Source organism: Leisingera sp. S232 (assembly GCF_049800895.1).
GTDB lineage: Bacteria > Pseudomonadota > Alphaproteobacteria > Rhodobacterales > Rhodobacteraceae > Leisingera.
The window spans coordinates 13,298-33,959 of record NZ_JBNAFX010000001.1 but is presented as its reverse complement, the minus strand read 5'-3'; the positions used below and the strand labels follow the sequence as shown (position 1 = coordinate 33,959).

Annotated in this window: 16 protein-coding genes; 10 read left to right on the top strand and 6 right to left on the bottom strand. The window is 60.1% G+C overall.

The features are described from left to right. Nucleotides 1-60 precede the first annotated feature (60 nt). Together ACP151_RS00145 and ispG are read left to right on the top strand one after the other, a co-directional pair. Nucleotides 61-1,281: a helix-turn-helix domain-containing protein gene (locus tag ACP151_RS00145; RefSeq protein ID WP_424977059.1), complete on the top strand. Its 1,221-nt coding sequence runs from the start codon at nt 61-63 to the stop codon at nt 1,279-1,281. 104 nt (nt 1,282-1,385) lie between these two features. Beyond that, nucleotides 1,386-2,507, top strand: coding sequence for a flavodoxin-dependent (E)-4-hydroxy-3-methylbut-2-enyl-diphosphate synthase (ispG, locus tag ACP151_RS00140; protein ID WP_424976799.1), 1,122 nt, complete (start codon nt 1,386-1,388; stop codon nt 2,505-2,507). A gap of 78 nt (nt 2,508-2,585) precedes the next feature. Here ispG and ACP151_RS00135 read toward each other — a convergent pair whose 3' ends face one another. Both ACP151_RS00135 and ACP151_RS00130 read right to left on the bottom strand, forming a co-directional pair. Continuing rightward, nucleotides 2,586-3,350: a DsbA family protein gene (locus ACP151_RS00135; protein ID WP_424976798.1), complete on the bottom strand. Its 765-nt coding sequence runs from the start codon at nt 3,348-3,350 to the stop codon at nt 2,586-2,588. Continuing rightward, complete coding sequence (locus tag ACP151_RS00130; protein WP_424977058.1) at nt 3,347-4,726, bottom strand: M48 family metalloprotease; 1,380 nt, start codon at nt 4,724-4,726, stop codon at nt 3,347-3,349. Before ACP151_RS00130 ends, ACP151_RS00135 begins: the two co-directional genes overlap by 4 nt. On the opposite strand from ACP151_RS00130, the gene ACP151_RS00125 reads away from it, so the two are divergent. The 4 genes from ACP151_RS00125 to ACP151_RS00110 all read left to right on the top strand — a co-directional run bounded on the left by ACP151_RS00125 (nt 4,725) and on the right by ACP151_RS00110 (nt 10,601). Further along, nucleotides 4,725-5,870: a pyridoxal phosphate-dependent aminotransferase gene (locus ACP151_RS00125; protein ID WP_424976797.1), complete on the top strand. Its 1,146-nt coding sequence runs from the start codon at nt 4,725-4,727 to the stop codon at nt 5,868-5,870. The genes ACP151_RS00130 and ACP151_RS00125 overlap by 2 nt on opposite strands. Nucleotides 5,871-5,940: 70 nt before the next feature. Then, nucleotides 5,941-7,170 carry an N-acetylmuramoyl-L-alanine amidase gene (locus ACP151_RS00120; RefSeq protein ID WP_424976796.1) on the top strand — a complete coding sequence of 410 codons (1,230 nt, stop codon included), beginning with the start codon at nt 5,941-5,943 and terminating at the stop codon, nt 7,168-7,170. A 9-nt stretch (nt 7,171-7,179) separates the two neighbouring features. Further along, on the top strand, nt 7,180-7,968 hold the full coding sequence (locus ACP151_RS00115) for a phosphodiesterase (protein ID WP_424976795.1): 789 nt from the start codon (nt 7,180-7,182) through the stop codon (nt 7,966-7,968). 131 nt (nt 7,969-8,099) lie between these two features. Continuing rightward, nucleotides 8,100-10,601 (top strand): penicillin-binding protein 1A, encoded by a 2,502-nt coding sequence (locus ACP151_RS00110; RefSeq protein WP_424976794.1) that lies wholly within the window; start codon nt 8,100-8,102, stop codon nt 10,599-10,601. On the opposite strand, the gene ACP151_RS00105 is transcribed toward ACP151_RS00110, so the two are convergent. Further along, nucleotides 10,595-13,183, bottom strand: a complete 2,589-nt coding sequence (locus ACP151_RS00105; RefSeq protein WP_424976793.1) for a Hint domain-containing protein — start codon at nt 13,181-13,183, stop codon at nt 10,595-10,597. The two genes, ACP151_RS00110 and ACP151_RS00105, sit on opposite strands and share 7 nt — an antisense overlap. 225 nt (nt 13,184-13,408) lie before the next feature. Between ACP151_RS00105 and prfB the strand changes: the two genes are divergently transcribed. Both prfB and ACP151_RS00095 read left to right on the top strand, forming a co-directional pair. Further along, a complete protein-coding gene (gene prfB / locus ACP151_RS00100; protein ID WP_424976792.1) occupies nt 13,409-14,536 on the top strand; it encodes a peptide chain release factor 2 in 1,128 nt (375 codons plus the stop codon). Between the two features lie 263 nt (nt 14,537-14,799). Continuing rightward, nucleotides 14,800-15,570 (top strand): DUF2189 domain-containing protein, encoded by a 771-nt coding sequence (locus ACP151_RS00095; protein WP_424976791.1) that lies wholly within the window; start codon nt 14,800-14,802, stop codon nt 15,568-15,570. Between the two features lie 2 nt (nt 15,571-15,572). Here ACP151_RS00095 and ACP151_RS00090 read toward each other — a convergent pair whose 3' ends face one another. Then, nucleotides 15,573-16,370 (bottom strand): helix-turn-helix domain-containing protein, encoded by a 798-nt coding sequence (locus ACP151_RS00090; RefSeq protein ID WP_424976790.1) that lies wholly within the window; start codon nt 16,368-16,370, stop codon nt 15,573-15,575. A gap of 235 nt (nt 16,371-16,605) precedes the next feature. Between ACP151_RS00090 and ACP151_RS00085 the strand changes: the two genes are divergently transcribed. Then, entirely contained in the window at nt 16,606-16,959 is a 354-nt protein-coding gene (locus ACP151_RS00085) for a hypothetical protein (RefSeq protein WP_424976789.1), read from the top strand. Nucleotides 16,960-16,988: 29 nt separating this feature from the next. Here ACP151_RS00085 and ilvN read toward each other — a convergent pair whose 3' ends face one another. Continuing rightward, nucleotides 16,989-17,549: an acetolactate synthase small subunit gene (gene ilvN / locus ACP151_RS00080; protein WP_424976788.1), complete on the bottom strand. Its 561-nt coding sequence runs from the start codon at nt 17,547-17,549 to the stop codon at nt 16,989-16,991. A 66-nt stretch (nt 17,550-17,615) separates the two neighbouring features. Next, a complete protein-coding gene (locus ACP151_RS00075) occupies nt 17,616-19,367 on the bottom strand; it encodes an acetolactate synthase 3 large subunit (RefSeq protein WP_424976786.1) in 1,752 nt (583 codons plus the stop codon). Between the two features lie 400 nt (nt 19,368-19,767). On the opposite strand from ACP151_RS00075, the gene ACP151_RS00070 reads away from it, so the two are divergent. Further along, entirely contained in the window at nt 19,768-20,619 is an 852-nt protein-coding gene (locus ACP151_RS00070) for a HalD/BesD family halogenase (protein ID WP_424976785.1), read from the top strand. Nucleotides 20,620-20,662 lie beyond the last annotated feature (43 nt).

Genomic DNA, 20,662 nt, shown 5'->3' with positions numbered 1-20,662 from the left:
CACATGTGATTCTTTCACCGTTCAGAAACGATGGCGGCAGGCATTTATGGGACGGCAGGCATGATCGGGCGCTTCACTCAGCGCAAGCAAAAAGAGCATGACGAAAACGCAGAGCCGAAGGGTTTTGACGATTTCGAGCTGAGGCTTGGCGACGTTATGCGTGGTGAGCGGGCGACGATGGGCAAGTCACTGCTCGACGTCCAGCGCGAGTTGCGCATTAAGGCTTCCTATATCGCTGCCATCGAAAACTCCGACCCTTCCGCCTTTGATACACCCGGTTTTATTGCAGGCTACGTGCGGTCCTACGCCCGCTATCTGAATATGGATGCCGAGCAGGCGTTTCAGGATTTCTGCAGCGAAAGCGGATTTTCCGTCGCTCATGGCATGTCGTCGGAGGCGTCCAGCCGCAGCAAATCCGACAAAGCGTCGGCGCCTGTGTCCAAAGGGTTGGGCAGCGATGCTTTCTCATCGCCGAACACGCCATTTGTTCCGTCGCCCAGCAGTGTTTTCAGCCAGATCGAATTGCGGGCCGTCGGTTCGCTGATGGTTCTGGTCGGCTTGATTGGTGGCATCACCTATGGCGGCTGGGCGGTTCTGAAAGAAGTGCAGCAAGTGCAGTTTGCGCCGGTTGATCAGACGCCCGCGGTGCTGGCCGATCTCGACCCGCTCAACAGCGCGGTTCTGGAAATTGCGGAAGGCTCTCAGGACCCGGCCGCTGAGGCGCTGGATCGTCTTTACCGTCCGCAGGCGCTGGATGTGCCGGTGCTGGTGGCACGGGATGCGCCGATCTCCACTCTGGATCCAACGATGCTGGGCAATTTTGCGGCGCCGGATGTCTCCACGGTCAGCCTGGCCGAAGCCAGCCTGCCTCTTGGCGGCGCAGAGCGGCTGCAGGCGGAAGGGCTGCAGGTGCCTCAGGTCCTGGCCGAGGCCTCGCCAGGTGTTGAAATGGTTGCGGTGCGCCCCTCCTGGGTGCAGGTCACCGCAGCTGATGGCAGCGTGATTCTGGAAACCATCATGGATGCGGGCCAGCGGTTCCAGGTGCCGGTGACCGAAGATGCGCCGAAATTGCGCACCGGTGAAAGCAGCGCCATTTATTTTGCCGTCAATGGCGCGCATTTCGGTCCGGTGGGCGCACGTGGCCAGGTTACCAAGAATGTTGAACTGTCTACGGATGCAATCACCGGCCGCTTTGAACTGGCTGATCTGCAGGACGGCAGAAATCAGGCGTTGGCAACACTTGTGGCGGAACTTCAGACGGAGCAATCGCCGCAGGAGTAACGCTGGCGCAGGAATTTGCATAGGACGCCCGGTGCCGCCATTGCAGCGCCGGGCGTCTGCACGTATCTAGACGGCAACAGGATCCAGCCGGGACACCAGCCGCAATGTCTTTGAACCATATCCGCCCCTGGCGCCATATCGAGCGCCGCAAAAGCCGCCAGATCCATGTGGGCAATGTGCCCGTTGGCGGTGACGCCCCGATTGCGGTGCAGACCATGACCAACACGCTGACCACAGACGTGGCTGCGACAGTGGCGCAGGTTCAGGCCGCGGCAGAGGCAGGCGCCGATCTGGTGCGGGTCTCGGTGCCGGATGAGGCGTCTTCCAAAGCACTGAAGGAAATCGTGCGCGAAAGCCCGGTGCCAATCGTTGCCGACATCCATTTCCACTACAAACGCGGCATCGAGGCTGCTGAGGCAGGTGCGGCCTGCCTGCGCATCAATCCGGGCAATATCGGCGATGAAAAACGCGTGGCCGAGGTGATCAATGCCGCAAGAAATCACAATTGCTCAATCCGCATCGGGGTAAATGCGGGGTCGCTGGAGAAACATCTGCTGGACAAATACGGCGAGCCCTGCCCGGAAGCGATGGTCGAGTCCGGCCTCGACCATATCCGTATCCTGCAGGATCATGATTTCCACGAATTCAAGATTTCGGTGAAAGCCTCGGATGTCTTCATGTCCGCTGCCGCCTACCAGCAGCTGGCAGAGGCGACCGACGCGCCGATCCACCTGGGCATAACCGAGGCGGGCGGCTTTGTTTCCGGTACCATCAAATCGGCAATCGGCCTCGGCCAGCTGCTGTGGATGGGCATCGGCGACACCCTGCGCGTCAGCCTGTCTGCTGACCCGGTAGAGGAGGTGAAGGTGGGTTTTGAAATCCTCAAGTCCCTCGGCCTGCGCCACCGCGGCGTCAACATCATCTCCTGTCCCAGCTGCGCGCGGCAGGGCTTCGATGTGATCAGAACAGTGGAGACGCTGGAACAGCGGCTGGAACATGTGAAAACTCCGATGAGCCTCAGCATCATCGGCTGCGTTGTGAATGGTCCCGGCGAGGCGCTGATGACTGACGTGGGCTTCACCGGCGGCGGGGCGGGCTCCGGCATGGTTTACCTGGCCGGCAAGGCCAGCCACAAGATGTCGAACGAGCAGATGGTCGACCACATTGTCGAAGAGGTCGAAAAAAAGGCCGCCCAGATCGAGGCTGCCCAGGACGCGGCAGAGTAAGCCTCCCGCCCTTTCATCTTTCTGAAAATACTCCGGGGTCCGGGGCAGAGCCCCGGTTCTGCCGGAGAAGCTTGCAGCTCAGCTTTGCTGTTCGCGGATCTCCGCCACAATCTGCTCCATCTGATCAGCCGGCAGATAGCCGCGCAGCAGCTCATTGCCCAAGACAAAGGTCGGGGTGCCGGAAATCGCCATTTTCTGCGCCAGCGCACGGGTTTGGCGCAGCTCGGCTGTCACGTCTTCGCTGTCCATCCTGGCAAAAATCGCCTCAGCATCCAGCGACAGCCCATCGGCCAGCCGACGCAGGGCTACCTCGTTTGGCTCACCGCCGAACTCGATCATGGCGTCATGCACATCCTTATAGGCGTCATCGCCGGCAACCAGCTTGGTTGCGACCGCAAACCGCGCCGACAGGACTGAAGCATCGCCCAGGATCGGAAACTCCTTGATCACCAGGCGGATATTGCCGTCGCTTTCCAAAAGCTTTGCGACTTCAGGTGCCGCGCGCCGGCAATAGCCGCAGCGGTAGTCCATGAACTCCACCAAGGTGATGTCCCCGTCCGGGTTGCCACCGACCCAGGAATAGCCGTCGTTCTGCAGCTCCGCCAGGTTCTCTTCCACCAGCACATCGTCGCGGGCGACCTCGGCCTGCTGTTGGCGCTGCTCCAAAAGGTCAACAGCTTCCAGAATCAACTCCGGGTTGGCCAGAATATATTCGCGCACTTCCTGGCCAAACGCCTCGCGCTCGGCATCCGACATTGCACCGATATCAAAAGCCTGTGCCGGGGCGCCCAGGAGGGCGAGGGCGGTTGCCGCGGCAGTGGCGGAGCGGATCAAAAGGGTCATTTACGTCTCTTTCTCTTCTGAGCTTGTTCATAGGCCACCAGCACATCCTGCGCCCGTCGGGCGGCTGGGGACCCTGCCGGCAGCAGGGCAACAGCCCGTTTGGCGTGAATGCCGGCGTCATTCAGGCGCCCTTGCAGGGCGTAACGTTCAGCAGTGACCAGCGAGGCCATGCCGCGCTGGCCGGTTTTGGCATAGGCCAGCGACATGTCCCGCAGCAGCACCGTGTTGCGAAAGTCGATGGCGCGGGCGCGTTCCATGGATTTGAGCGCAACTTTGGGCTGGCCCGCCGCCAGTTGCACACGGCCATAGCCGGTCAGGATCAGCGGATTTTTGGGCGCGAGGCTGACGGCCTTGCCATAGGCACCCAGGGCTGCGCTCCACTGGCGGTTCTCGAACAGGATCTGCCCCTTCAGTTCATGATAGAAGGGATCGGAAGGGCGAACCGCCAGCGCGCCGTTTACCGCCTGCAGCGCCTTCTTCAGGTTTTGCTGCCGGTGATAGGCCGCGGCTTCGCGCATTAATCGGACGTCTTTGTACTGTTCCTCGCGGACCCGGCGCAGGGTCCATTTCGGAGCCCGGGTAAATCCCGACAGCTTGCCACGTACCCGGGCGAACCAATAATCGGCCTCGGGGCTGGCCTGGCCCTTGTCGCCATGTGCTGCCAGATAGGCCTGGGCAGCGCGGATCCGGTCGCGGCTCAATGGATGCGAACGGGTATAGGGGTCCTGGCTGCCTGCGCTCAGCACTTCCTGGCCGGCAAAGGCGCGATGCAGATCCACCAGCCCCTGGGGGCTGATGCCGGCACGGTTCAGATATTCGGCCGCAGAGCGGTCGGCGCTGCTTTCTTCGGCCCGGGTATGCGCCAGGAAGCTGCGGAAGGCCGAGCTTTGGGTGCCGATGGCAATGCCCGCCGCCGCATCCCCGCCGCCGGCTGCAGCCGCCAGGGCTGCCAGCGCCAAGCCAAGCCCGGCAGCACTGCTGGCGGACCGCAGGTTCTGCATGCGCCGCGACAGGTGGCCATTGGTGATATGAGCGGCCTCATGGGCCAGCACTGCTTGCAGCATCTCTGGGGACGTGACCTTTAGGATCAGTCCGTAATTCACGAAAATCGTTCGGGAATCCAGAACGAAGGCGTTGAAGGATGAATCGTTGACCAGCAGAATGCGCACCCGTTTCGCGTTCAGCCCGGCGGCGCGCAGCACCGGGGCGGCCAGCCGGTTCAGCCCATGTTCAACATCCGGATCGCGCAGCAGCGAGATAGATGCCGCCTGCGCTGTCGATGAAAACTGAACCAGCGCGCAAAGCAGAAGAGCCGGGATTGACGCCAGCCGGAAGAAACGGTCAAAACTCATGCGCGCACCATGGGAGATCAGCATGCGAAACTCAACCCGGTCAGAGGTCGATCCCTTCATTGTGATGGATGTGATGGAGGCCGCCCGAAGGGCCGAAGAAGCCGGACGCCATGTCATCCATATGGAGGTCGGGCAACCCTCGACCGGAGCGCCTTCGGGCGCGCTGAAGGCGCTGGCGTCGTCGCTGGAAGACAATGCGTTGGGGTATACGGTGGCCCTGGGTCTGCCAGGCTTGCGCAAGCGCATCGCGCAGATGTACGGCGAGTGGTACAATGTCGATCTGAACCCAGAGCGGGTGATTGTGACGCCCGGCTCGTCCGGCGCTTTCCTGCTGAGCTTCACAGCCCTTTTCGACAGCGGCGACCGGGTTGGGATCGGCGCGCCGGGCTACCCGTCCTACCGGCAGATCCTGAAGGCGCTGGGGCTGACGCCGGTGGATATTCAGACAGCGCCGGAGAACCGGCTGCAGCCCGTTGCGGCGGATCTGCAGGGGCAGGATCTGGCCGGTCTGATGGTGGCCTCGCCCGCCAACCCGACCGGCACCATGTTGGACCACGCAGCGATGGGCGCACTGATTGACGCCGCCCGGGGCGAGGGCGCCAGCTTTATTTCGGACGAGATCTATCACGGGCTTGAGTATGAGGCGAAGGCGGTCACCGCGCTGGAGCTGACCGACGAGTGTTACGTGATCAATTCCTTCTCCAAGTATTTCTCTATGACCGGCTGGCGGGTTGGCTGGATGGTTGTGCCCGAGGATCATGTGCGGGTGGTCGAACGCATCGCCCAGAACATGTTCATCTGTGCGCCGCATGCCAGCCAGGTGGCAGCACTGGCCGCGATGGATTGCGAGGAGGAGTTGCGCGGGAATTTGGCGGTCTACGCAAAGAACCGCCAGTTGATGCTGGATGGTCTGCCCAAAGCCGGGTTTTCCAGGATCGCACCGCCGGACGGGGCGTTTTATGTCTATGCCGACGTTTCGGATTTGACCAATGACAGCCGCAGTTTTGCGGCGGAAATCCTTGAGAAAGCAGGGGTTGCAGTGACACCGGGCCTGGACTTTGATCCAGTGCGCGGCGCCACGACATTGCGGTTTTCCTATGCGCGCTCCACTGCGGACATCGAGGAAGGCCTGGCGCGGCTTGCGCGTTTTATGGCGGAACGTGGCTAAGCGCAGAAGGCGCATTTTCAATCAGGCCGGAATTGCATAGTCTGCCCGCCAAAAGACCAAGAGGCGTGGCATGGGCAGACTGTTCAAACTTACCGTACTGATCTGGATGCTGGCTGCGGGCGCCTGGGCGCAGGGGTTCAGCGGCCTGGCCCGTGTTTACCCGGAGACCAGCGGTGCTGCGGACAGTCGCTCAGGGGCCGGGGTCACGCTGAGCCTCAGCCAGGGAGTGCCGTACCGGCTGTTCACATTGGACAATCCGCCCCGGCTGGTTCTTGATTTTCAGGAGGTCGATTGGACCGGACTGAAACGTGACGCGTTTTTGGAAGGCGGGCAGTTCACCAATGTGCAATTTGGCACCTATGTCCCCGGCTGGTCGCGGCTGGTGTTGGAGTTGCGAAAACCAATGGCGGTGGACACTGCAGCAATGCGCATTGATCAATTTACTGCGGCGACGCGGCTGTATGTGTTGCTGAAACCGGTTTCGGCGAAAGAGTTTGCTGCCCAAGCCGGCGCTCCCAAGGATCCGCGCTGGGACTTGCCTGCACCGGAAGCCGTGCAGGGCCGCGGGGAGCGGGACGAGAACGCACCCTTGCTGGTGATGCTGGACCCCGGCCATGGCGGCATTGATCCGGGCGCCGAACGGGACCACCACAGCGGCCATGTGGTCGAGAAACACCTGATGCTGCAGTTTGCGCGGGAGCTGGGCGAGGTACTGATCCGATCTGGCCAGTTCACCGTTCAGATGACCCGCGACGATGACTATTTCGTCTCGCTGGAACGCCGTATCGCGCTGGCGCATCAGGCTGGGGCAGATGTGTTTATCTCGCTCCATGCAGATACGATTTCCGAGGGCCGGGCGCATGGCTCGACCGTTTACACGCTCTCCAAGGAGGCCTCGGATGTCGCCTCTGAGAAACTGGCGGAGCGGCATCTGCGCGGTGACCTGCTGTCGGGCACCGACCTGAGCGAAGCGGATGACCGGGTGACCGGCGTGATGCTGGATCTGGCCAGGCAGGAAACCCAGCCGCGAACTGATGCGCTGGCGGCGGCTTTGATAGAAGCCCTGCGCAAACAGGGCGGGCCGGTCAACAATCGACCGCTGAGGTCCGCTGGATTCTCGGTGCTGAAGTCGGCAGATATTCCGTCAGTGCTGGTGGAGATCGGGTTTCTGTCCAGCAAGCGCGATCTTGAGAACCTGATTGACCCCGAATGGCGGGCCAAGGCGGCGCGCGGCATTCTGAACGGTCTGATTGCCTGGCGCATCAAGGATGATGCCCGCCGTGCGCTGGTGCGACAATAGGGGGCTGCAATGAAACTGATCTGGCTATCCGATCTGCATTTCGAGGCGGCGGGGTTGGTGCTGGGCCATGATCCACGGCTGCGGCTGCAAGCAGCGGTCGACTATGTTGTTGCGCACCATAGCGATGCCGTGGCCTGCCTGATCACTGGTGATCTTGTGGAAACTGGAACTGTTCGCAATTACAAGGCACTGAAAGGGTTTCTTAACGGTCTGCCGATGCCGGTGCTGCCGATGCCAGGCAACCATGATGACCGGGACGTCTTGCGTGACGTGCTGCCCTTGCCGGATGATGCAATGCCCGGCTTTGTGCAGTATCAATCGGATTTTGAGGATCTTGCAGTGCTCTGCCTGGACACATTGATTCCGGGCCGCGATGCGGGTTTCCTGTGCCCGGACCGGCTGAACTGGCTGAAGGCGAAACTGGACGCATTGGAGCGGCGGCCGGCAATCGTGGCGATGCATCACCCGCCTATGCCCTTGGGGTTGCCGATGCTGGATCCGGACAACTTGCAGAACGGCAGTGAATTGCTAGCTCTGTTGGCAGACCATTCCAATATCCTTCACCTGCTGGCAGGCCATGTGCACCGCCCATGCTCTGGCACGGCGTTCGGTATTCCCTTTACCACAGCAAAATCCGTGCTGTATCAGGCGCCTCCGGCGATCCCGGAATGGGACTGGAACAGCTTCCAGCCTGCCGCTGAAGCACCCGCGCTGACAGTTCTGGAGTATGACGGCCCCGGTCTCACTCTTCAGCAATGCCAGTTTTGCGACTATGCCCATGGTGCTCCCGCTGCGTAAGACGTGCCAGGCCGCGGGGAAATGTGCTAGAATTCTCCCGCCGCTCCCGGCATATTTTCGCTGTTTCCAGTTTTGACCCCGGGGGCTGCCGCCCCTATATAGGCGGCACCCCGCGTGAAAGGCCAAACTCCGTGCTCAGGTTCATATTTTCTTTCTTCGGCTCCATTTTCAGCACCATCACCCTTGGCGTGGCGATGGTTGCGCTGACCATCGGCGCGGTGTTCTGGATCTACGGGCGCGACCTGCCAAGCCATGAATCGCTGGCCCAGTATCAGCCGCCCACGATCAGCCGGATCTATTCAGGCGAAGGGCATCTGATTGATGAGTTCGCAAAGGAACGCCGCCTGTTCACGCCGTCGTCAGAGATCCCGGACCTGGTGAAACAGGCGTTCATTTCGGCAGAAGACAAGAATTTCTATAGCCACGGCGGCTACGACGCCCGTGGTATTGCTGCGGCGGCGGTCGAGGCGGTGCGCTCACGCGGGCAGAACGTGCGCGGCGCCTCTACCATTACCCAGCAGGTGATGAAGAACTTCCTGTTGTCCGGCGACCGCCGCGCCGAGCGCAAGATCAAGGAGATCATCCTTGCCACCCGGCTGGAGGAGACGCTCGACAAGGAACGGATTCTGGAACTGTATCTGAATGAGATTTTCCTGGGCCAGAACTCCTATGGTGTGACAGCGGCGGCGCAGACCTATTTCAACAAGACGCTGGGTGAATTGGAACCGCATGAGGCGGCAACACTGGCTTCTATGCCCAAGGCACCGTCAGACTATCACCCGGTGCGCCAGAAAGATCGGCTGCTGGCACGGCGCAATTACGTCCTGCGGGAAATGCGTGAAAATGGCTTTATCTCCAGGGATGTCTTTGAGGTCGAGGTGGCGCAGCCGCTGCGATCCGTGCAGAACGGCGATTTCGAGGGCTTCCGCACCACGTTGCCGCCGCGCGACTATTTTACCGATGAAATCCGCCGCCAGCTGACCGAGGATTTTGGCGAGGGCGAGTTTTTTACCGGCGGCTTTACCGTGCGGGCAACCATTGACCATGAAATGCAGGCTGAGGCGGCGCTGGCAATGCGCGCGGGCTTGGAGAAATACGACCGCTCCCGCGGGATCTGGCACGGGACTGGCGTCACGCTGGAGGAAGATCAGCTGAAGGACGAAGCCGTCTGGCGTGAAGCGCTGGCAAACGCCGAGGTTTCCCGCGACATCATTCTGGGCGGTCGCTGGTATCCGGCGGTGGTGCTGGAGGTTGGCGATAAATCCCTAACCATTGGCGTTGAACAGAGCGAAGGCACGGGATCGGTGCCGCGGTCTGACATCAAGTGGATGAAAGGCAGTTTTACCGACAATTTCACCCGTGGCGATGTGGTGCTGGTCCGGGCACAGACCAAGGACGATGCCTTTAGCCATTGGTCGCTGCGGCAGGTGCCGGAAGTGCAGGGCGGCTTTGTCGCGATGGACGTGAACTCTGGCCGTGTGCTGGCAATGCAGGGCGGCTTCTCCTATCAGCATTCGGTGTTCAACCGTGCCACCCAGGCGATGCGTCAGCCGGGCTCCAGCTTTAAACCCTTTGTCTATGCGGCGGCGCTGGACAGCGGCTACAGCCCTGCAACAATCGTGGTCGACGCTCCGATCGAGATCAACACCCCGCAAGGGCTGTGGCGGCCCAAGAACTCCTCCAACAAATTCTACGGTCCGACCCCCTTACGCACCGGTATCGAGATGAGCCGGAACCTGATGACGATCCGCCTGGCGCAGGAGGTTGGGATGCCGGTTGTGGCGGGCTATGCCGAACGCTTTGGTGTTTATGACAATATGGGGGCTTTTCTGGCCAATTCTCTGGGGGCGGAGGAAACCACGCTATATAAGATGGTGGCGTCTTATGCGATGTTCGCTAACGGTGGTGAGCGGGTGCAGCCAACACTGGTGGACCGTGTGCAGGACCGCTTTGGCAAGACGATCTATCGTCATGATGACCGTGACTGTGTGGACTGCACAGAGCCGAACCTTGTTGCGGGGCAGGCGCCGCGTATCGTCACCGACCGGGAGCAGGTGATGGACCCGATCACTGCCTATCAGCTGACCTCAATGATGAAGGGTGTGGTGGACCGCGGTACCGCGTCCAGTGTGATCAACCTGCCGGTGCCCACAGCGGGCAAGACCGGCACCACCAATGATTCCCGCGATGTCTGGTTTGTCGGGTTTACCTCGAACATCGTGGCCGGCTGCTATATGGGCTTTGACCAGCCCCGTCCGATGGGCCGCGGTGCCTATGGCGGCACCATGTGCGGCCCGGTGTTTCAGCAGTTCATGAAGAAGGCGACTGAGAAATTCGGCGGCGGCCCCTTTGACGTGCCGGAAGGCGGACATTTCATCAAGATTGACCGCTACACCGGCGCGCGGCTGCCTAACAATGCCTCAGGCGCCTATGTGGTGGCAGAATATTTCCGCGACGGGGCTGAGCCGATTTTCGGGCTGACCTATGACGGTGGCTTTGCAATAGGATCGAATCTGCCTCTGATCGAGGAAGTGCAGCAATCCGGGCGCCAGGTCATCACATCCAGCGGCGGCACCGCGGTGCTGGGGCCCAAGGCGACCTTTGGGACCGTCAGCTCAGGCGGGCTTTACTGATCCGGCACAGGGGGCGGCTGCAGCAGTGCGGCCTCATGGCGCGAGGCGCAAAGGCGGGCAGTTCGTCCGCCTTCACCGCTGTGCCAGCGCAGGTCCGGCATGATGCGGAACAGTTCCTCGCGCACGGGTTCCTCCAACGCAGAGACGGCCTGCACACCGGGGTGGAAGCTCTCGGAGGCTGCACCTTCCGCATAGATGATTTCATGCTGGTCAAACAGCACATGTACATATGTCACCGTGCCGCCAGGTTCACGCCGGATGGACCGATCGTTGAGCATATGGACGGCAGAAACCAGTACCTCGCTCTCACCGAACAAGAGGCTGGCCTGAGAGCCGCTGAACAGCATCCGGTGCTGAGGCGAGACCAGCAGGTCGCGCTCTGCCCCCAAATGGCCGGCCTTGACGCGGATCGGGGCCAGATTGCCGGTTGCTGGCACCGTTGACTGGCTGATCCAGCGCACCGGCTGCATGCCATTGTCGCGGGTCAACACCAGATCGCCGGGCCTCAGGGTTTCGATTGCGCGCAGGCCCGCATGAGTGGCAATACCGGTGCCTGCAACAAAGCAGATGATGGCTTCAATGCCGGAGAAGCTGACTATGCTGCCATCCAGCAACTGTGCCGTGCCGGTTAGACTTCCGCCGGTGTTATCGGTGATATTGACAGAGCCCTGCACCACCTGACCGTTTAAATCCAGCGTGTCTCCGGTTGTTTGGCCTGTGTCGCCGCCGGTAATGGTGATGTTGCTGCTGCCACTGTCGCCTGTGTCTACAACCTTAAAGTAGTCGTCGCCGTCCCCGCCGGACGCGGTGTCGCCCTCACCAAAGATTAAGCTGTCGTCGCCCGCGCCGCCTGTGAGACTGTCACCGCCGCTGCCGCCTTCAAGATAGTCATCGCCGCCGCCGCCCTCAATTGTGTCGGCTCCCGCACCGCCTGTTACGGTGTCATCACCCGTACCGGCATCGACGTAATCTGCGCCCGAACCGCCGGTCACAGAGTCTGCACCAGCATTGGAATATACATCCATTCCGGAACTGTCTGATGCGAGATCGATCGTATCAGCGCCGTCACCTGTTGTGATGATCTCAATTTCCGAAAAATTCAGGTCGGTATCCGAACCGGTGACCGTACCAGCCTCGTCACCAGTCATCGAGACGGTATAGTTGTCGGTGACGTTTGCCCCTGTTCCATCCCAGTCGAGCCGCAGATTGTCGCCGGAGCCGCCATTTGTGGCATCAGTCAGATCTTCGTCGCCCTCACCGCCGACAACTGTGGCGGTGCCGCCGGTGCCTTCTGAATCATAAGCGAAGAAACGGTCGTCACCGGTTCCGCCCTGTGCCAGATCGCCAGAGCCGAAGACAAGATCGTCATCGCCGTCGCCGCCATCAAGCGTATCCGCATCACCGCCTGAACCACCGAACAGAGTATCGCTGCCTGAGCCGCCTGAAATACTGTCGCTGTCTTCTCCGCCGCTCAGGTGGTCATCTCCGTCCTGCCCATAAATGACGTCGTCGCCCAGGCCGCCACTGATGGTGTCATCCCCGGCAGAGGGGTCTTCGGGCGGGATGTTGAAGGTGATGTTTGAGACAGTGTAGTCCGAACCGTCAGTCAGGTCTGTTTGTATGTTTGCTGACAGAACCAGCTTATCAAAGTCGCCATACCCGTTGATGTTGACCGTGCCGGCACCCGTTCCCGCTGTATCTTCTGTGAAGTCGCCCTGTGCCACCAGAACACCGTCATTGTAGACGGCCCAATGGCCTTCTTCAGCGTGCTGACTGGTGAACAGATGCTTGAACGTGAAACTGGCATCTGTGGTGGCCTGATCAAACTCAATGATCAGTTCTTCGGAGACACCCGAAGCCTTGTCGTAGCCGATTTGGGCCGTGACCCCGCTGTCAGTGTCAGAGATGGCACCGGCGACGCCGAAAGCACCGTCATAGTACACGATGTTAGCGGCGCTGATGGTTCCGGACACATCCTTGGCCGTAACTTTGAACCCGCTGCTGGTGTCGGTGACGTTGGCGTTGGTGATGGACTGCTGAAAGCTGCCAAGCCCGGCTTCGGTGCTGCTGTCGCCATAGATCGTGTCATCGCCTGCGGCGCCATCCATGGTGTCATCGCCTGCGCCGCCCAGCAGCAGGTCGTCGGCAGCGCCGGCTCTCACAGTGTCGTTGCCCGCTCCGGCTTCTACCGTGTCCTGATTGCCTGAACTGCCGCCTCCGTTGCCGTTGTCGATCTGGTCGCCGTCCGCATCGGTATAACTGTTGTCGATCAGTTCCCCGGCTGCGGTGCCTTCGATGTTGCCGTCGCTTTGCGTATAGGACGGGGGGCTGGCTGCAGTCGCCGAGTCCAGGGTGTCGACAGACCCAAGATCGGGCACGAAGTAGACATTGCCGTCAGCCGCCAGATAATAGGCGCCAGTTTCAACTTCGTTGGAATAGTAGCTGCCGCCGACCCAGCCGGTCCAGCTCCAGCTGCCTGCGCCCAGGCTGCTGTCAGTTGTGAAACTGGAATAGGTAGAGGTAATGGTATCGCCATGATCCAGCGATCCATTTCCAAGCTGGATAAGATATCCGCTGGGCATTGTTCTGTTTCCCCTCCTTCGCGCCCGGCTGCTTGCCCACGCGATTCAGATGACAGAATTCGTCGGGCTGCGTTAAAAAAACGTGTTCTTCTGGGCAGAACTTGCATTGTATTTTAGACGCCGTTCCAGCACTTCCTGCGGCGCGACTTGCACCGCCTGGCTGCTTGCCCGCGGCGCAAGGGTGGTTTATCACGCAAGCCTGATCTCAGATTGCAAGGACCTCCCATGCGCGCGGAAACCCAGACCATCGTGGCAGACATCGAAAAATCGCTGGAGCTGCTGGCCCAGCGTTTGAACTGGGAAACCGCCGAATACCGGCTGGAGGAGTTCAACGCGCGTGTGGAGGACCCGAACCTTTGGGACGATCCCGAGGCCGCCCAGAAACTGATGCGCGAACGCCAGGGGCTGGTCGATGCGATTGATACCTATAAAGGCATCAAACAGGACCTTTCCGACAATATCGAGCTGATCGAACTGGGCGAGATGGAAGAGGACGCCGATGTCGTCAAGGATGCCGAAGAGGCGTTGGCGGCACTGAAGGCCAAGGCCGCCGAGAAGGAGCTGGAAGCCCTGCTGGACGGCGAGGCAGACGCCAATGATACCTTCCTGGAAATCAACGCAGGCGCCGGCGGCACCGAGAGCTGCGACTGGGCTTCGATGCTGGCGCGGATGTACGTGCGCTGGGCCGAGAGAAAGGGCTACAAGGTTGAACTTCAGTCCGAAAGCGCAGGCGACGAGGCGGGCATCAAATCCGCTGCCTACAAAATTTCCGGCCACAACGCTTATGGCTGGCTGAAGTCCGAAAGCGGTGTGCACCGGCTGGTGCGAATCTCGCCCTATGATTCGGCGGCCAAGCGGCACACATCCTTCAGTTCTGTCTGGGTTTATCCGGTGGTCGACGACAATATCGAGATCGATGTGAACCCGTCCGATATCCGTGTCGACACCTACCGTTCCTCAGGCGCGGGTGGACAGCACGTGAACACCACCGACTCGGCTGTGCGGATCACCCACATCCCGACCGGCATTGTGGTGACTTCATCCGAGAAATCGCAGCACCAGAACCGCGATATCGCCATGAAGGCGCTGAAGTCGCGCCTGTACCAGCAGGAGCTGGACCGTCGCAACGCAGAAATCAACGCGGCGCATGAATCCAAGGGCGATGCCGGCTGGGGCAACCAGATCCGGTCCTACGTGCTGCAACCCTACCAGATGGTGAAGGACCTGCGCACCAGCCACGAGACCTCTGACACAAAGGGTGTGCTGGACGGCGACCTGGACGGGTTCATGGGGGCGACCCTGGCGATGAACGTCTCCGGCAAGAGCCGCGCCGACGCCCAGGCCGAGGAATAACTCCGCAGCTGCGACATTGCGGCAGGCCGGGACCTCTGTCCATTCATGACCAAGCAAAAGGCAGCCAGGAGAGGCTGCCTTTTGCTTTGTAAGCCACCGTCGCAGCTGGTTGGCAGCCAATTCATGTATCTGCAAAGCATTTTAAAAACCCGTTTTCGCGACTAGGCTCAATTGAAGCATTATTGATGCTGCTTTCGGGAAAGGTGCAGGACCATCTCAAACCCGACGGTAAAACGGGCTTGCCATTGGAGAGACGTGACAAGATGACAGCTGAAAAGCCTTTTGGTGTGCCGCCGCTGCAGCCGGTTACGACGCAGATGCTGTTTGAGGCGCTGCGCCTGGGCTGGGGCGACTTCCGGAGAAAGCCGCTGTATGGGCTCTTTTTTGCTGCGGTCTATGTGCTGGCAGGCTGGGCAATGGCCTGGATCACCGTGCGCACCGGCACCACGTACTGGCTGGTGCTGGCAGCCATTGGGTTTCCGCTGATCGGTCCCTTTGCCGCGGTGGGTCTTTACGAAGTGTCGCACCGGCTGGAACAGGGCAGAGGCATTGCGGTCGGCCGCATTCTGGGCGTGGTGCTGCAGCAAAGCCGCCGCCAGCTGCCGTCAATCTGTGCCATCATCGTTGTGGTGTTTCTGTTCTGGTTCTTTCTGGGCCATATGATCTTTGCCTTGTTTCTCGGGCATTCCACGATGACCAATATCTCCACTTCTGCAGAAGTCCTGCTGACAGCCAACGGGCTGGCCATGCTGGCGGCCGGAACTGTGGTGGGCGCGCTTTTTGCACTGCTGCTGTACATGATCACCGTGATCTCTCTGCCGCTGCTGCTGGACCGAGAGGTGGACTTTGTCACCGCAATGATCTCCAGTTTTCAGTACGTGCAGCAGAATTTCACGGTGATGATGATATGGGCCGGCATGATCGCGGCTCTGACCTTTGCAGCGCTGCTGCCGTGGTTCTTGGGATTGTTCCTGGTGCTGCCGTTACTGGGTCACGCCACCTGGCACATCTACCGGCTAATTGACGCTAGTTAGCGTCAGAGAAAGGGGTGCTCTGTGTTCAAAAGGCGCCGGTGGAACGGCAAGAGGTCGGCTTCATCGGCAAAGCCCGCACTGCGGGCAGCTGCCAGCACAGTGCCCGTGTCACGACCCAGATGTTCATAGACCATCCGTGTTACCCGTTCTCCGGCACCGTTTTCGCGTACGGTGCGGGCGACATATCCTGACCAGAAGTTGTTCTCCAGCGAGGCAACCCGCGCCAGGTAATTGAAGGAGTAGGTCATGGCTTTTCTGCGGGCGATGACAAAGGCAACGCCGTCTTCGTGGCTGCTGACATAGCCGCGGAATTCGCGGGCGTCGGGACTGGCGGGGAGACCCTGGCTGAGCATGGCCTCCCTGGCTTCAAACCCCTTGATATAGGTGACATCCGCGGCGCGGAACACATAGACGAGGCCAATAACAAACTTGTCTTCGTTAATGAAACTGCGGCGGGTGAAGCGGTAAAACCCCGAAGGGAAAAATTCTTCCGTCAATTTCTGCACACCATGGCCCAGGAAATCAGCGAGAAAGGGGCCATTTAGCACTTTGCCAGCCGTGGAAAGCGTATCCGCGGGTTCCAGAAGAATACGCGCGTCGACGTCAAAGAACCGGCAGATGCGGTCAAGAACATCCGGGCGCGGAAAACTCTCTCCTGACAGGTAGCGGTTGAATTGGGTGCGGTTGACACCCAGTTGGCGCGACAGTTCCGAGATCGACGGATATTGCCGCGACAATTGACGCAGATTGGCGCCAAACATGTTCCTAAGATCGGCAGGAGAGCGGTTCTGATTGGTCATTCGGTATCCTGGCAGGTCGGCTTTTACGCAGATATTACCCCTTTTTCCGGTGACTTATGCCAGTCTGCAGCATCAGTCAGCCAACATGTGAAGCCTTTCTGCGTCATGGCTGTCGCTAATTCACGTCAGAAGGCTAGTCAAGCTGACACAAAATGCAATAGTCCGACCCGTTTTTTGTCATGTTGGCGCCATCGTAATTGCTTCAGAATTGGAAGGCGGCAAAATGAGGAATGGTATGATTGGAGTCATTTTATGGAGTGACGCCCCCCTGACCAAAGCCGTGATCTGGTGCGATGACCAGGGGGACCTTGCTTTTTACGCAAACAAGACTGGTGCTGATTTTCAGGGATTGAGCCCGGGAGACTGGGTTGAGTTCGACTTAACCCTGAGTGGCAATGTGCGAACTGCGGAAAATCTCGCAATTGTCATGGAGCAAGGCAGCCCGGGCCTTGCGGACCGCTTGTACGCTGCGGCGTGCTGCGGGGAGGAGACGGCAAACAACGGCCAGGAGCGGAAGATTGTTCCCTTCCCGCTGCAGGCCGTTGAGAAACAGCGCGCTGTCGCGCCGCTGCAGGTCGTTCAAGTGTAGAACCGGCCCTGCAGGGCCGGTTCCGGGGGTCAGTTACCGCGCAACAGGGCAGCAACCCCAGTGCGGGCTATTTCTACCAGGCCCAGAGGGCGCATCAGATCTGCAAAGGCATCGATCTTTTCCGGTGCGCCGGTGATTTCAAACACAAAACTGTTCAGGGTGCTGTCAACTACGTTGGCGCGAAAGATGTCTGCCAGCCGCAGCGCCTCGACCCGTTTTTCACCGTCGCCGGCGACTTTCATTATCGCCAGCTCGCGCTCCACGGCTGTGCCTTCGACTGTCAGGTCGTGCACATCACGGACCGAAACAATGCGGCCCAGCTGTGTCTTGATCTGTTCGATCACCTGCGGGGTGCCGGTGGTCACGATGGTGATACGGCTGAGGTGGCCGGTGTGGTCGACTTCGGCCACGGTCAGGCTTTCAATGTTGTAGCCGCGACCTGAAAACAACCCGATCACGCGGGCCAGGACGCCGGGTTCGTTTTCCACCAGAACTGCGATGGTATGTCGTTCCTGAACGTCCGAAAAGGTCGGGCGCAGGTTGTAGGCAGAGTGGCGGGTGGAGCCTTTTTTGATGTGTAGGGCAGACATTAAAGTCCCTTTCCTGAAATCGGGGCAGGGCGGGTCCGCCCTGCAGTATCCTGTTGCTGCTCCGGCTTACACCAGCACGGCGCCGCCGGCCTGGATGACGCCCTGCGTTTCGGCCTCTCCCAGCAGCATCTCGTTGTGCGCCTTGCCTGACGGGATCATCGGGAAGCAGTTTTCATGCTTCTCGACCAGGCAGTCAAAGATCACCGGCCCATCATATTCGATCATTTCCATGATCGCGTCATCCAGATCCTTGGGGTCGCTGATGCAAATGCCCTTGGCGCCGAAGGCTTCGGCGAGCTTGACGAAATCAGGCAGTGCTTCGGACCAGGAGTGGCTATAGCGTTCGCCGTGCAGCAGTTCCTGCCACTGGCGCACCATGCCCAGGCGTTCGTTGTTGAGGATGAACTGCTTCACCGGCAGGCGGTACTGCACCGCGGTACCCATCTCCTGCATGTTCATCAGCCAGGACGCTTCACCTGCGACGTTGATCACCAGCGCATCCGGGTGCGCCATCTGAGCACCGATCGACGCCGGGAAGCCGTAACCCATTGTGCCCAGTCCGCCGGAGGTCATCCAGCGGTTGGGGTCCTCAAAACCCAGATACTGGGCCGCCCACATCTGGTGTTGGCCAACCTCAGTGGTGATATAGCGGTCGTGGCCCTTGGTCAGCTCTTCCAGACGCTGCAGCGCGTATTGCGGCTTGATGGTCTGTTCCGAGTTTTCAAACGACAGGCAGTTGACGGCGCGCCACTCGTCGATCTGCTTGTGCCATTTGGTCAGCGCCTCGCGGTTCACCTTGCGACCGCGGGCTTTCCAGACATTCAGCAGGTCCTCCAGAACATGAGCCACGTCGCCGACGATTGGAATGTCGACCGGGATCACCTTGTTGATCGAGGAAGGGTCGATGTCGATATGGGCTTTCTTCGAATGCGGGCTGAAGGCGTCCAGACGGCCGGTGATCCGGTCATCAAAACGGGCGCCGATGTTGATCATCAAATCGCAGCCGTGCATCGCCAGGTTGGCCTCGTAAAGGCCATGCATGCCCAGCATGCCGATCCAGTTCTTGCCAGACGCGGGATATGCGCCCAGACCCATCAGGGTCGAGGTGACAGGGATGCCGGTGGCATCCACCAGTTCGCGCAGCAGCTGGCTGGCGGCATTGCCGGAGTTGATCACGCCACCGCCGGTGTAGAACACCGGACGCTCGGCGGCCTCGATGGCGGCGACCAGTTCGGTGATCTCCTCCATATCGCCCTTGACCTGCGGCTGGTAATGCGAGGCGGCCGGTTTCGGGCCGTTGTAGCTGCCGGTTGCAAACTGCACATCTTTGGGGATGTCGATCAGCACCGGGCCAGGGCGGCCGGATGTGGCGACATGAAAGGCTTCATGCAGGGTGCTTGCCAGGGCGTCAGTCTCTTTGACAAGCCAGTTGTGTTTGGTGCAGGGGCGGGTGATGCCAACGGTATCAGCCTCCTGAAACGCATCCGAGCCGATCATGAAGGTCGGAACCTGGCCGGTCAGAACCACCAGCGGGATCGAATCCAGCAGCGCATCGGTCAGGCCGGTCACGGCATTGGTGGCACCGGGGCCGGAAGTCACCAGTACAACGCCGGGCTTGCCGGTAGAGCGGGCATAGCCTTCAGCCGCATGCACCGCGCCCTGTTCGTGGCGCACCAGGACATGGCGGATGTCATTTTGCAGAAAGATCTCGTCATAAATCGGCAGCACGGCGCCGCCTGGATATCCGAAGACTACCTCCACACCCTGATCCTTCAGGGCTTGGACAACCATTTTTGCGCCGGTCATTTCACGTGTCATCTGCTTTTTGCTCCAATTGGCGGCATCGTGCGTTACGCATAAAAAAAGCCCCCGATCTTATTCGGAGGCGCATGGGTTCGATTATGGTCTACCGTCACCGGCCCATGCGCTTGGTTCCTACGATTACGACTAGTGCGTTCACGTCACTGGCTCCTTTTGCGTTGCAGCGGACATTATGAGGGCTGGACAGGAGCGTCAACAGGGAAAACTGTCGAAAAAGCCCTGTTTGGCGACATTTTCTTGCTCAGCCCTGGGGTGTTTCGAAATTTCCGCGAATTTGGCGCCTGGGTGCGGGGTGGAATCGTTCAAAACCGGCACCTTCATGTCCGAATTGCACCAGATCTGCTCTCCCGCTGCGGGCATGCTGATCTGAAAAGAGGCAACCGGGAAGGACATGAAAATGACTGAACTTGCGGAACTGGTGGACCTTGGGCGTTACCCGATCGACAGACCGGGCTCTCCCGCCTATGCGCAGATGATGGCGGATCTGCAAAGCGAATTGGCAGCTGACGGCTGCGCAGTGCTGAAGGGGTTTGTGCATACAGACGGCATCGCGAAACTGGCGGCAGAGGCAGAGACCGTGGCGGACCAGGGGCATAAGTCGTTCAGCCGCACCAATGCCTATTTCTCCAAGGATGATCCGGCGCTGCCGGAAGGCCACCCGGTGCGCCAGTTTTACAACCGTTCCAATGCGTTTATCCCGGCTGACAATTTTGGTGCCGCCAGCCCGTTGCGGAGAATTTACGAATTTTCCGGTTTCATGCCCTTCATCCGCGAGGCATTGGGAGAACAGAAAGACCGTTTCTTCCGGTATGACGATCCGCTGGCGGATGTGATTATCAATATGGTGGAGGGGGGCGACGGCTTTCCCTGGCATTTTGACACCAACAACTACACGGTGACGCTGGCGATCCAGAATGGCGAGGCGGGTGGCGAGTTTGAATATGCGCCCATGCTGCGCACCTCCACAGACGAAAACTACGACGGCGTGGCGCGGGTGCTGGCGGGCGGCTCGCCTCTGGTGCGCAGGCTGGCGTTGCAGCCGGGCGACCTGCAGATCTTCCGCGGCCGCTACTCCTTGCACCGGGTGGCCCCGGTTGAAGGTTCGCGCAAACGCTATGTCGGCATCTTTTCCTTCGTCGACACTGAGGGCATGTGCGGCGGGGTAGAGCGCACGAAACAGCTGTATGGCCGTGTTCTGCCGCGTCACTATGAGCGCGAAGGCCTGCGCGCCGACGCGCTGCGGGATTGACCAAAAAAATTGGGCGTCCAAACTAGGACGCCCTAAGTATTGG